The following is a 12,917-nucleotide window of genomic DNA, read 5'->3' on the forward strand; positions in this document are numbered from 1 at the left end:
AGAGCGGCTTAAAATGTTAAAGCCACTCTTTATAAATATGAAAGCCAGTATCTAGCTTTCAAACCCCATTTTTATTTGCGTATATCTCTCATATGAGAGAGAGTCTTGACATCTTCTGATGAAATTTTAAAGTCTAATTGTTTATTTTCAATAATTCTTTTTTCATGTGTAGATTTTGGAAGGGGAAGAGTCCCGCGTTCCAAGCAATAACGGATAGCCAATTGTGCGACAGTTACGTCATATTTTTTAGCCATTTCCTGTAATTCAGGATCATCTAATAATTCTCCTGTAGCAAGCGGAGAATAAGCTTCCACCAAGATATTATGTTTTTTACAAAATTCAAGCAATTCTTCTTGATCGCGACCAATATAGAATGGTATTTGGTTTACCATTGGAACAATTTCACAGTTATCCAGTAAAGCCTGTATATCAGAAATTGAAAAGTTTGAAACACCAATAGAACGAATTTTTCCTTCGTTATATAATTTTTCCATTGCTTTCCAAGATTGAATATTTTCTTGAGTACAATCTTTTCCAATTTCATTCCAAGGCCACGGAGCATGGATAAGATATAAATCCAGATAATCTAGTCCTAAATTTGTTAGTGTTTCCTCAAAAGCTGAAAGTGTTTCCTCGTAACCCTTGATCTGAGCAGGTAGTTTACTTGTCACAAATATATTTTCGCGGGGTTGTTTGCATTCTCTGATAGCTTTTCCAACATTTTCTTCATTATGATAAGCAAGTGCAGTATCAATGTGTGTATAGCCATTTTTAAGGGCCATCATGACAGCGTCGTAAGCTTCCTCATTGGGTATTTGCCATGTTCCAAAACCAATTAAAGGAATCTCCACATCATTGTGCATTACAAAAACATTTTCTTTCATCATTTAAAAAAATCCTCCTTATAATCTGTTTGATACAAGGTTTAGTTTAGGTCAAAAGGATAAAAATGTAAACGATTTAGTTTTATGCAATGATAGAAATAAGAAGAGAAAAAAACGATAGAAGCAGAGTGACCCCCAGTAGCAGTGTGAAATGAAGGATGAGTCTGAATTTCGGGACACTGTTAAAAAAAGGGCTGCTCAAGCAAAAAGAGAGACCACGACAGTTGTCGCAGCCTCTCTTTTTGCTTGAACAATCATTTCAGCTGATTAGTATAATCTAAATGCTCAAATGTTTTAGATTCTCCAATAGCTACTAAAATATTGTCTTTAGTAATACGTGCATTCGGATCAACGTTTACGGACATAGAATCAAACTTGCTTTTTTTCATACCAATAATATTAATTTTGTATTTTTTTCTTAAATCTAAATCCATCAATGTTTTACCCACCCATTTCATAGGGGGTCTGAACTCAATGATAGTGTTCTCATCATCTAATTCAACCACATCCAGAATGTGATTGCGCATCAAATTCCGAGCAACTTTATCACCCATTGCTTTTTCAGGACGAATAACTTCACTTGCTCCGATTTCTATAAGGATTTCCTTAAAAGATTTATTTTTTGCTTTAGCTATTATGTGAGGGATGCCTAATTTACGACAGTTTAATACACCTAACACGCTTGCTTCTAAATTAGAACCCGTACCGATAACTGCGACGTCTACTTTTTCAAATCCAATTGATTTAAGCAATTCAATATTTCTGAAATCGCCCTGAACACCTTGAACTACGTAGGGTTCTATACGTTCAACATCTACAAGATTTTTGTCTACAGCGATGACATCGTAGTCATTTTCACCTAACTCTTTTGCAATGGTAGATCCAAATACACCTAATCCCAATACACCAATAATTTTATCACTCACAACTAATCTCTCCTAACCAATTAATATATTTCCAGAAGTATACACTAAATCTTTCTTTTTCTTTTGTCGCATTCCAAGGGCAGTAAAGATTGTGATGGGCCCGATACGTCCGATCAACATCATTACCATAATAACGGATTGACTCATCCGCGATAACGTAGGCGTTAAGTTTGCAGTAACACCAACGGTTCCTAAAGCTGATACGGCTTCAAAAAACAAGTATTCAAAAGGAACATCCGGATCGAATAATGCCAACAGGATCAATCCCATAAATAAAACTCCCAAAAACACACTGACAATAACCAATGCTCGTCGGATCAACTCGATTGGAAGGCTATGATTTTTATAATTGACATTTCTATGTCCCTTCACTTCAGAAGAAACTAATTTCGTTACCAAAGCAAAAGTAGAAGTTTTGACCCCTCCAGCAGTCCCACCAGGAGAACCCCCGATGAACATTAATATACAAAAGATGATTAAAGTGGACAGGCTAACAGTTGTAAAGTCTATTGTTCCAAAACCAGCTGTTCTCATTGTAGTAGATTGAAAAAATCCAGCTTGAAATTTACCGGCAATGGATAATTTCCCAATAGATTCAGGATTATTCCATTCAATTAATAAAAATAAGAAAGTACCGATAAATAGAAGCACACTCGTCCAGTTTAAGACCAAACGAGAATGGAGAGAAAGTTTACGGTATTGTTTTTTCCACCCTTTCATATTTCGATCGATAATAAATTCTTTGAGATTCCGTGCGACATCAAACCAAACTGAAAAACCAATTCCCCCCATGATGATTAAAAAGGGAACGGCGATATTAATAATGGGATTAGCCACATAAGGTTGTAAACTTAATGTACCCAAATTATCAAAACCAGCGTTATTAAAAGCAGATGCAGCAAGATATAAAGAAGTAAAGAGTCCTTTTCTCCATCCCATTGCAGGAACAAAATGGAAAGCGAGTAAAGTCATACCAATTAATTCAATTAACAGCGAATAACGGATGACTGACAGAAGAAAACGTTTAAAGTTAGTTAACTTATCACGATTTAAAGCCTCTTTTAGAGTGATTTCATCTTTAATACTCACACTTTTACCAAACTGCATGATGACAGCGGCAACGATCGTAATCAAGCCAAGACCACCGAAGTGAAACAAGAAGAGATGAATAAATTGACCAAATAATGAGTAGGTATGAGCCACTGGTACTGAATATAAACCTGTTACAGCGACCATAGAAACTGCAGTAAATAGATGATCAAAGTACGTCGCCGTAGACGTCGGTATCTGACTTATTGGGAGCGACAGAATTATTGAACCTATTAACGCAGCCGATATGAAACTTACTATGATTTTTATAGGAACCGGTAAATTAGTAAACTTTTGTAAAGCAGTTTGCATCAGAATGATCCTTTCTTCTTATGAGGCTTGTATAATATGTAATTAGTCAGATTATTTCAGTGAAAATTTTCAAAAAGGGGAAACAAACCCTTATTATAGACTGTTTTTCTAAAATGTAAACCAAATAGTAATAAAAAGTAAAAAGAGTGATTCGGTATAGGGATCTCTCAGAAGAATAACTTGTAGAAGAGCGGAGCTATTTATTTGCCGGAAGTATTTATAAAAGGTAAAATGAAGGATAAACAAATTAGAACTACAGATTAGTTTCTAAAGATTGAGAGGATTATTATGGGAAACGGAACGATGATGCAGTATTTTGAGTGGTATCTAGAAAATGATGGAAAACATTGGCAACGACTAAAAGACGATGCTATACATTTGAAAGAAATGGGAATAACAGCAGTATGGATTCCTCCCTGTTTTAAATCAACGAGCACAGATGATGCCGGTTATGGAATTTATGATTTATATGACTTAGGTGAATTTGATCAAAAAGGATCAGTGCGCACAAAATATGGGACGAAAGAAGAATTAATAGAGGCCATTAAGGCGCTCCACGAACAAAATATTCATGTATACGCAGATGTGGTCCTCAATCATAAAGCGGGAGCAGATGGAACAGAAAAATTCTATGCGACCGAAGTCTCACGAGAAAATAGAAAAGAAGAAATTAGTGATCCCCATGAAATCGAAGGCTGGACTTTCTTTGACTTTCCCGGTAGAGATGGGAAGTATTCTGATTTTGAATGGCACTGGTATCATTTTTCAGGGGTCGATTATGATGATGTCACCGGAGACGATGGGATTTTTCGTATAGAAGGAGAAGGTAAAGGATGGGCTCCAGATGAATCAGTCGGAAACGAATTCGGAAATTATGATTATTTGATGTTTGCGGATATCGATTATGGGCATCCGGAAGTTGTCGAGGAAACAAAAAAATGGATTTCCTGGTTCATTAAAGAGACTGGGATCGATGGCATTCGTTTGGATGCTGTCAAACACATCCGGCAAGATTTTATTCACGATTTGGTTGAACATGTGCGAGCTGAATTTGGGGAAGAGTTCTTTTTTGTTGCTGAGTATTGGGAACAAGATCCTAGCGAATTAGAACAGTATCTTCAAGGAAGTGAATTTAAAATTTCTTTGATGGATGTGCGTTTCCACTATGCATTATCTAATGCCTCTAAAAAAGGTAATGAATTTTCACTTCCTCAATTATTTGATGGAACTTTATATAAAGAGTATGCGGAACAAGCAGTGACATTTGTGGATAACCATGATTCACAGCCGGGTCAATCGCTAGAATCACCAGTAGACGATTGGTTTAAACCGATAGCTTACGGTGTTATCTTATTGAGTTCATACGGCTATCCAACAGTTTTTTATGGGGATTATTATGGATTGAAAGGACCCGACACACAAGAGCGACATCAAGAAACTATTGATAAACTACTAAAAGTACGCTGTAAATATGCATATGGAGAGCAAACGAATTATTTAAATCATACGAACTGTATTGGCTTTACTCGTTCTGGGGATGAACAGCATCCGGAAGGTTGCGCTGTGGTTCTGTCTAACAGTGAAGAAGGGTTTAAAAATATGTTTGTCGGGGAAGAAAATGCGGGAAAAATTTATTATGATTATTTAGGGCATCACGAAACAGAAATTGAAATCGACGAATCTGGAAAAGCAGATTTTCCAGTTAGTGCGGGATCTATTTCTGTATGGATCAAAAAGTAAGTAAACAAAAAAAGTCTTGGGATCAGCTAAATCAGCTGACCTCAAGACTTTTTTTTGGATTAAAGTGGTTTACTATCTAATTCGTTATCTTCTAATGCTTCTTCTAATGAATCAGAAGGGACGGTTTCATCTGTTTGTGGCTCGTAAGGGGTGTCTTTCACATCTCCTACAGCAGCTTCTGTTGGATCTAAGGAAGACTGGTCCATTTCCTCCTGATTGCTTATAGGAGAAGAGTCCTCCTGCAAATCTTTCTCAATTTCAGAAATCGTACGGGCTAATTCGTCTTGTTTGTATCCCATTTCTTGATCTACCTCGTGTATGGATGATTTAACGTCATCCATCAATTCCCGTACTTTTTGATTTCCTTCATCTTTCATTCTTACTCCTTCATCTTTCAAGTCTTGCCGCAATTCTTTTCCCGATTTTGGTGTAAAAAGCAAAGCTGCACCTGCGGAAACTACGCTGAGTAATAGAGCTTTTGACAAACTTACTTTTGGCATATTATTTCTCCTTTCCATTTTCACGATAGTATTTACTGACGGTAACGATTTTTTTGTTTAGCGACAGTTTTTTGTGTTACTTTTTTCATACGTTCAGCCTTTAATGGAATTTCTGTTTTTACTGTGTATTTAGCACGCTCAGCAAAAAATTTAGAAACCTCACTACTTTGACCTTTCAAATCTGAAAGTGATTGACCGAATTCTGTGGTTTGTTGCGATAGAACGGTAAAGTGTTGCTGACTCTCTTGAAATCTACTAGTTAATCCTTCGACACGTTCCTGAATGGTCTGTACACGATCGGTCAATATATCCGATTCATGTGTAAAATGATTCAGTTGATCTTGAATAGTATCTTGAACAGTTGTTGCTTGCTTCATCGTTCTTTTCATCCGGTTAAAAGCCAGGATTCCTCCGACGATCAGCCCGACAAGTGCTAGTCCAACGATGATCAATGCAATGATGTACCCTAACGGCATAGCTCGTTCACTCCCTTTAATCAAAATAGGCCAGGATTTGTGCCTACTCGTTTATGGTATCTATTCTAACAATACCATTTATTAAAAAAAGCACCAAACAAAAAGAATGGAGCTTCTATTCAATTGAATGGACAAAAAATAGGGTAGAGCTTCCTATTTCTGGAAAAGCAAGATCAAACAAATTACGAATCAGTTCTGAAAACAATTTCATCTTTTGTAAAATTAGGGTGGAAGTACGTAGGAGAAAAGAGTACACTATATCTACATGAAAATGGATAGAATCGAATCCAGAGATCAGGAGGAAAGCAAAGGGTGAATCATTCACAAGAAGTTACGCAGAAAGAGAATATTTTCCATTTATGGGCTGCTGCAACAGGAAGTATCATTCCTTTAGAAGAAGTTCCAGACGATGTATTTTCTCAAAAGATGATCGGGGAAGGCTATGCCATTATCCCAGCTGGAGGAAATGTCCTCTCTCCAATAGAAGGTAAACTGACAAATGTCGCAGACGCCCATCACGCATATTATATTGAGAATGATCAGGGCTTTAAAGTGTTGGTTCATGTTGGTTTGGATACATTAATGTTAGATGGAGAAGGATTTCATACTACATTACGGTCTGGAATGCGTATAGAAAAAGGCGATACATTAGTAGAGGTAGATTGGTCACTGCTGAAAGATAAAGGATATAATACGGTTATTTCTATTGTTGTGATCGAAAATGGTCAAACGGCCTATAATTATGAACTGAATCCGGAAGCCGATGCTGTAGTAGGCGAAACAATTGCTTTAACATTTCGTAAAAAATAAAGAGACACTTCCCCTCAATCGAGCAAAAATGCTCTTTGGGGGGCTGTTTTAATATCTGTTGACGTGTATAAAACCGGGTCATTTGTTGCTTTACACCCCTGTGTTTTGTATAATACAAGGTGAGCGAGTTTGACTTATTTAAATAAAAAATAAAGAGAATTCCTGAGGAGGGAACATCTTGAAAAAAATATTAGTCGTTGATGACGAAAAACCAATTTCAGATATAGTGAAGTTTAATTTAACAAAAGAAGGGTACGAAGTTTATACTGCTTACGATGGAGAGGAAGCCTTAGAAGTAGTGAATGAAGTTGTGCCAGATTTAATTCTTTTAGATTTGATGTTGCCAAAAATTGATGGCTTAGAAGTTTGCCGTCAAGTACGCAAAGATCACGATATGCCGATCATCATGGTGACGGCAAAAGATCAGGAAATCGACAAGGTCCTGGGTCTAGAATTGGGAGCGGACGATTACGTGACCAAGCCATTTTCAAATCGGGAATTGGTTGCCCGTGTGAAAGCCAATTTACGTCGGCAAGGACAGCCGGCAGCGCCTGTTGAGGAAGTGCCGGAAAACAATGATATCGAAGTCGGAGCACTCACCATTCATCCAGATGCTTATATTGTATCGAAGCGTGGAAAGTCTATCGAGTTAACGCATCGGGAGTTCGAATTGCTGCATTATCTAGCGCGGCATCTTGATCAAGTAATGACACGAGAACATTTACTGCAGACGGTTTGGGGTTATGATTATTTTGGGGATGTACGGACGGTAGATGTCACTGTACGTCGTTTACGGGAGAAGATTGAAGATGCACCTAGTCATCCAACGTGGTTGGTAACAAGACGAGGAGTCGGTTATTTTTTGAGAAATCCTGATCAACAGGAGTCATAAACTATGAAAAAAATACGAATTTATCAATCGATCAATACGAAAATTGTATTTGTGATCGTCATGTTGCTGATTTTCGCCCTGCAATTAATCGGGGCGAATTTTATTACCCAATTAGAGAGAGAATCTGTTGAGACTTACCAAAATGATCGGCATACTCAAATCGATTTTTTGGAGTCTACGATCCAACCGTTGCTTTTAACCGATCAAAATGGAACGGATGAAGAAATAGATATCGAGACAGAAGTATCTTCTTTATTGGCAGAATTTTCAGGAAATGGAATTACGGAAATTCAATTGGTAGGATCCGATTCTTTTGTGTTGGGAACGAGTGATTCAACTCAACAGACACTGGTCGGACAGTTATCCAATGATACCGATATTCGGCAGGCACTAGTTGTTGGAGAACGCGTTACACGTCAATACGTAGATCCAGGAACGAATACCAGAAGATGGAAGATCGTGGCTCCAGTGATTGCTGATGGGGAAGACCAAGCTATATTGGGCGCCATCATGATGGAAAGTAATATTGAAGCTGTGTACAATCAAGTATCCGATATTACATGGATATTTTTGAACTCCTCTTTGTTAGCCATTGTTTTGTCATTGATTTTAGCTAACATGGTTTCCCGGGCATTGACAACTCCGATCAAAGAAATGCAGAAACAAACAGAAGCAATTGCTGGGGGAGATTATTCAGGTCAATTGACTGTTTATGGTGAGGATGAACTCGGCCATTTGGCTTTGTCGATCAATGATTTATCCAATCGTGTATCGGAAGCGCAGGAATCGATCGAATCGGAACGGCGTCGCTTAGATAGCGTTCTTACACATATGACGGATGGCGTGATCGCTACCGATCGTAGAGGGAAAGTCGTTATTGTTAATGATATGGCTCAAACAATGTTAGAGATCCAGGCAGAAGATGCCCTCGGTCAGAATATTTTGACGCTGTTGCGTGTGGAAGAAGAAGTGACCCTACGAAATATTTTGGAAAATCAAGAAGACTTAATGATTACGGTGAAGAGTGAAGAATCGCCTACCATTTTACGCGTATCCTTCTCTTTGATTCAAAGAGAATCCGGCTTTATTAGTGGAATGGTGTGTGTGTTACATGATGTTACGGAACAAGAAAAAATTGAACGGGAACGCAAAGAATTCGTTTCGAATGTATCACACGAATTGCGTACACCCTTGACAAGTATGCGGAGTTATTTGGAAGCTCTAGCTGACGGTGCTTGGAAAGATCCTGAAATTGCACCCCATTTCTTAGAAGTCACCCAAAGTGAAACGGATCGCATGATCCGGATGATTCAAGATCTCTTGCATCTCTCACGAATCGATTCAGGACGCAGTCACTTGGAATTGGAGATTGTCAATTTAACGGAACTGATCCATCACGTGTTCAGCCGCTTTGAAATGCTCTTGAATTCTTCTGAATACAAAGAAAAAAATTATCAATTGAAATTAGAATTGTTGGATGAACCGGTATGGGTAGAAATCGATGCAGACAGGATCATTCAGGTATTTGACAATATTTTAAATAACGCAATCAAGTATTCGCCTGACGGTGGAACAATTTCTGGTAAGATGCGTATCATCCAAAAAAGAGTGATCATCAGTATTTCTGACCAAGGAATGGGTATTCCCAAAGCAGATCTACAAAAGATATTTTCTCGTTTTTATCGTGTCGATGGCGCACGTTCCCGTGCTATGGGCGGGAGTGGTTTAGGTCTAGCCATATCAAAAGAAGTGATTGAACAACATAGTGGAAGAATTTGGGCAGAAAGCACTGAAGGAAAAGGAACGACGTTTTACGTCTCGCTTCCATTTGTGCCTGTTGAAGAGGAGGAATGGGAATGACGATCGATCATATTCGGAGGATAATACTCGCCATCGTCATCCTTGCGAGTCTGATATTGAGCTGGCTGACATGGTCTGCAGGCCGTTTATCTGAAGTTGCTGAAACATCTGGTGGAGTAAGTGGACCTGCAGTAACTTTTACGCGTGATCTTTCCAGTGTCTTCGGACCTACACAAATTGTTTTTCATGATGATATAGAGAGCATTTATGCGACTACAGATGAATCGGTTTTTTCTTTGATTCAAGACAGCTATGGTGAATGGGAGTTTTCATCTATCGAAGATCCGCAAACTATGACAAATGAAGGATATATGAATCGGCTCATGAATGAGAATGCAGTCGAGTTAGTATTCGATGGGGACATCTCGTTTGGATTATATGAAAACTTATTCAGAAATGTTCCATCTGATTTTGAAAATCGGACATTTAATCGAATAAGCATTTCTAGAACGGATCCAAATCAGGTCAATTTTTATAATGTGACTTCAAATACCTATTATTCTGTTGAATCAGAAGGAATTGAAGAAGGATTCGTTCGAAGTTTGCAAAGTGTTGAAGGAACGACCTATTTACAAGTTGACCCCATAGAATTGGGAGATAAGGTAGTTTATTTACCCAGCACGCAAACAGAAATTCCTTATAAAGAATACTTTATCGAGCGGTTACCAAATAGTTTATTTGTAAATCGGTTCTTCGCAGATACATCTGAAGTGGATGTACGTAGAACAGGGGATGTAACACGCTACATCGATTTAGTTTCTGAAATGCGTATTGATGAGAATGCTAACATTATTTCTTATACGAGGCAGCGGTCAACGAACGAAACGATGCAACTATCTGATCGCCTAAGAAATAGTTATCAAGAAATGACCTTAGTGGAAAATTGGACAGAACAAACGCATTTTGACGGATTTTTTCCGCAAAGTAATCTAGCGACATTTCGTCGCTATGTAGGGGGGCTGCCGATCTATAGTCCGAACGAAGAAGGATTGGTCCAAATCAGTGTTGTTCCGAATGGTCTAAATTATTTGAGGGTACCTTTGAATGTGGTTCAAACGCCTCTTGCCCCTGTGGGTGATGCTCAGATGAAAGAAATCATTCCGGGAAATGAAGTGTTGACTCGTATTGAAGAGACTGGGTATAAAATTGAGGACATAGATAATATTCGACTAGGTTATAGATGGAAATTGAGCGACGAATCTAGTCAGGTTGTTCAGTTTGAACCAGAATATTATCTTTATGCAGAAGGTAGCTGGCTTACGCTCGAACAGTTCGTTGCTAGACAAGGAGGTTCGGCTCGTGGACTTTAAACGAATAGAGATTATTTTTCTCTTGTCTTTTTTATTGTTGGATATCTTTTTACTGAATAGTTATTTTGATCGTACGAATCTGAACTACGCGACTATTGGAACAAATCAGGTCAATCTTGTACGAGAAATGGAAAATCAAGGAATCTCTTTGCCAGAAATGGTAGAACTGGAAGAAGAATTATCCTATTTTCAGGTCGAAGCACACACACTGCTGGAAGATCAATCTGATGAGTTGAAAAATCAAACGGGTACAATTAATGAAGTAGGCACGCTTTACAGTAGTATTTTATCAAATCCGCTTGCATTGTCTGACAACGAAGATGAACTGACAGAAGCAGATAGAGCCATGATAGATGCTTTTGTAAATAGTGAAAATATTTTGTATGGCGAAGAATATGCATTTTTTGAATACCTACCAAATCAAAATAAAATCATTTATAGTCAATTAGTTGAAGGGATCCCGATTGCAGATGGAACTTCTAGTATCACTTTTTATATAGATAATACAAATGAAATTATTTCATATGAACAGACGTATGCTGGGGAAGGAACGATGCAAGGTTCACCTGTTGAAACAATTACAGACAGAGAAGCGGTAGAAATGTTATTTCAAAATAATGAAATTCCGCGCAACTCGATTGTTTTCAAGCCACGTTTGACTTATTATCGGACACTTAGTTTAGAGGATTTGAGTATGTATGCCCCAAGTTGGTATGTGAAGATCCAAAGTAGTTCAGGTACTGAAATTTTACGTGTAGATGCTTTAAACCACAACATTATTACCGGTTTACCTTCTATCCCATCTGCACCTGAACCGAAACCTGACAGCGAAGAAAACATGGATGAAAATGACGATGAAAATGCTGAAACAGAGGATTTAGGAAGCATAGAAACGACTGCTCCTGAAGATTCACACTCTTCTGCACACGTAATTTTACCAGTCATTTAATAGAGGAAAGTGTTAGCGAAAAAAGCCATTGGAGGAAAATAAGCCAAATTTATTTTCCTCTTTGTAGCTTTTTTCGTTTTTGTGTTTTCTATGAAGAATCGCTCATAATGGTAGGATTTTAAGGCGATTTATTGTAAAATAATGGAGAGTTTAAGAGGAGAGGAATCGAAAAAATGCTTGAACAACAATCGAACGGGTTGCGTATCAGTATCCTAGCTAGTGGAAGTACTGGCAATATTACATACGTTGAATCTGACAAAATGAAACTTCTCATCGACTGTGGTATTAGTGGGAAAAAAGCAAAAATTTTATTAGATAAGATCGGTCGCAAACCCGAAGATTTAGACGCCATCCTGGTGACCCATGAGCATGGGGACCACATCAAAGGCGTGGGAGTGATGGCTCGTCGCTATCAGCTACCTATTTATGCCAATAAAAAGACATGGGACGAGATGGAGAAAAAAATTGGCAATATTGATTTAGAACAAAAGTTTTTGTTTGAAATGGAACAGCGCCTTACTTTAGGCGATATCGACATTTCCAGTTTTGGAGTCTCCCACGATGCGGTCGAACCGCAATTTTATACATTTGAAAAGGATTCGAAAAGGTTCGTGATGCTGACCGATACGGGATACGTGAGTGACCGCATGCGAGGGTTGGTTTCCAATGCTGAAGCGTACTTATTTGAGGCTAATCATGACTTGGGTATGCTACGGATGGGGAAATATCCATGGTCATTAAAACAGCGTATATTAGGTGACAAAGGTCACTTATCGAATGAAGATGGTGCCTTAGCATTGGCAGAAGTAATCGGCGATCGAACGAAACAAATTTATTTGGGTCATCTTAGTAAAGAAAATAATTTAAAAGATATCGCTCACTCTACGACGGAAGACATTTTGCTCCGTAAAAACAAAGCGGTTGGGTATGATTTCTTTGTAGAAGATACCGATCCAGAAGAACCAAATGCATTGTATACACTTTGATCATAAGCGTAAAAGGAAAGCTGGGGCAAAAGTCTCAGCTTTTTCTTATTTCATGATTTTTGCTTTCTAAAACGTGCTCAAAAAAGAAGATTCGATAACCACTTACAAAAGAGTATGTGGAGCTCTGTTCGGATCTGAACGCTTTTGTCCAGTTGAAAAAGCTTTGCGATCTCTATTTGAATT

Annotated in this window: 12 protein-coding genes; 7 read left to right on the top strand and 5 right to left on the bottom strand. The window is 38.1% G+C overall.

Annotated elements, in window-relative coordinates; all coding sequences use genetic code 11:
- Window positions 1–71: 71 nt before the first annotated feature.
- The 3 genes from H626_RS0103795 to H626_RS0103805 all read right to left on the bottom strand — a co-directional run bounded on the left by H626_RS0103795 (window position 72) and on the right by H626_RS0103805 (window position 3,211).
- Entirely contained in the window at window positions 72–887 is an 816-nt protein-coding gene (locus H626_RS0103795; protein ID WP_027108154.1) for an aldo/keto reductase family protein, read from the bottom strand.
- Window positions 888–1,138: 251 nt separating this feature from the next.
- Window positions 1,139–1,810, bottom strand: coding sequence for a potassium channel family protein (locus H626_RS0103800; protein ID WP_027108155.1), 672 nt, complete (start codon window positions 1,808–1,810; stop codon window positions 1,139–1,141).
- A gap of 12 nt (window positions 1,811–1,822) precedes the next feature.
- On the bottom strand, window positions 1,823–3,211 hold the full coding sequence (locus tag H626_RS0103805; protein WP_051237785.1) for a TrkH family potassium uptake protein: 1,389 nt from the start codon (window positions 3,209–3,211) through the stop codon (window positions 1,823–1,825).
- Window positions 3,212–3,499: 288 nt separating this feature from the next.
- Between H626_RS0103805 and H626_RS0103810 the strand changes: the two genes are divergently transcribed.
- Window positions 3,500–4,951, top strand: coding sequence for an alpha-amylase (locus H626_RS0103810; RefSeq protein WP_027108157.1), 1,452 nt, complete (start codon window positions 3,500–3,502; stop codon window positions 4,949–4,951).
- 59 nt (window positions 4,952–5,010) lie between these two features.
- Here H626_RS0103810 and H626_RS0103815 read toward each other — a convergent pair whose 3' ends face one another.
- Together H626_RS0103815 and H626_RS0103820 are read right to left on the bottom strand one after the other, a co-directional pair.
- A complete protein-coding gene (locus H626_RS0103815; RefSeq protein ID WP_027108158.1) occupies window positions 5,011–5,451 on the bottom strand; it encodes a YtxH domain-containing protein in 441 nt (146 codons plus the stop codon).
- A 32-nt stretch (window positions 5,452–5,483) separates the two neighbouring features.
- The gene (locus H626_RS0103820) at window positions 5,484–5,927 is read right to left on the bottom strand and encodes a DUF948 domain-containing protein (RefSeq protein WP_027108159.1); all 444 of its coding nucleotides are present in this window, start codon (window positions 5,925–5,927) and stop codon (window positions 5,484–5,486) included.
- A 312-nt stretch (window positions 5,928–6,239) separates the two neighbouring features.
- Between H626_RS0103820 and H626_RS0103825 the strand changes: the two genes are divergently transcribed.
- From H626_RS0103825 to H626_RS0103850, 6 genes are all read left to right on the top strand, one after another.
- Window positions 6,240–6,737 (top strand): PTS sugar transporter subunit IIA, encoded by a 498-nt coding sequence (locus tag H626_RS0103825; protein WP_027108160.1) that lies wholly within the window; start codon window positions 6,240–6,242, stop codon window positions 6,735–6,737.
- A gap of 178 nt (window positions 6,738–6,915) precedes the next feature.
- Entirely contained in the window at window positions 6,916–7,629 is a 714-nt protein-coding gene (yycF, locus tag H626_RS0103830; RefSeq protein WP_027108161.1) for a response regulator YycF, read from the top strand.
- Window positions 7,630–7,632: 3 nt separating this feature from the next.
- Window positions 7,633–9,489 carry a cell wall metabolism sensor histidine kinase WalK gene (walK, locus tag H626_RS0103835; protein WP_027108162.1) on the top strand — a complete coding sequence of 619 codons (1,857 nt, stop codon included), beginning with the start codon at window positions 7,633–7,635 and terminating at the stop codon, window positions 9,487–9,489.
- Complete coding sequence (locus tag H626_RS0103840) at window positions 9,486–10,799, top strand: YycH family regulatory protein (RefSeq protein WP_027108163.1); 1,314 nt, start codon at window positions 9,486–9,488, stop codon at window positions 10,797–10,799. The genes walK and H626_RS0103840 overlap by 4 nt, the downstream gene beginning before the upstream one ends.
- On the top strand, window positions 10,789–11,748 hold the full coding sequence (locus H626_RS10585; protein ID WP_084140154.1) for a two-component system regulatory protein YycI: 960 nt from the start codon (window positions 10,789–10,791) through the stop codon (window positions 11,746–11,748). The genes H626_RS0103840 and H626_RS10585 overlap by 11 nt, the downstream gene beginning before the upstream one ends.
- 173 nt (window positions 11,749–11,921) lie before the next feature.
- Window positions 11,922–12,734, top strand: a complete 813-nt coding sequence (locus H626_RS0103850; RefSeq protein ID WP_027108164.1) for an MBL fold metallo-hydrolase — start codon at window positions 11,922–11,924, stop codon at window positions 12,732–12,734.
- Window positions 12,735–12,917: the final 183 nt, after the last annotated feature.

Source organism: Lacticigenium naphthae DSM 19658 (assembly GCF_000425865.1).
Taxonomy (GTDB): domain Bacteria; phylum Bacillota; class Bacilli; order Lactobacillales; family Carnobacteriaceae_A; genus Lacticigenium; species Lacticigenium naphthae.

Excerpts from the sequence above, each read along its gene's own strand:
- H626_RS0103795 (WP_027108154.1), bottom strand. The coding sequence starts at position 887 with ATGATGAAAGAAAATGTTTTTGTAATGCACAATGATGTGGAGATTCCT.
- H626_RS0103805 (WP_051237785.1), bottom strand. The coding sequence starts at position 3,211 with ATGCAAACTGCTTTACAAAAGTTTACTAATTTACCGGTTCCTATAAAA.
- H626_RS0103810 (WP_027108157.1), top strand. The coding sequence starts at position 3,500 with ATGGGAAACGGAACGATGATGCAGTATTTTGAGTGGTATCTAGAAAAT.
- H626_RS0103815 (WP_027108158.1), bottom strand. The coding sequence starts at position 5,451 with ATGCCAAAAGTAAGTTTGTCAAAAGCTCTATTACTCAGCGTAGTTTCC.
- H626_RS0103820 (WP_027108159.1), bottom strand. The coding sequence starts at position 5,927 with ATGCCGTTAGGGTACATCATTGCATTGATCATCGTTGGACTAGCACTT.
- walK (WP_027108162.1), top strand. The coding sequence starts at position 7,633 with ATGAAAAAAATACGAATTTATCAATCGATCAATACGAAAATTGTATTT.
- H626_RS0103840 (WP_027108163.1), top strand. The coding sequence starts at position 9,486 with ATGACGATCGATCATATTCGGAGGATAATACTCGCCATCGTCATCCTT.
- H626_RS0103850 (WP_027108164.1), top strand. The coding sequence starts at position 11,922 with ATGCTTGAACAACAATCGAACGGGTTGCGTATCAGTATCCTAGCTAGT.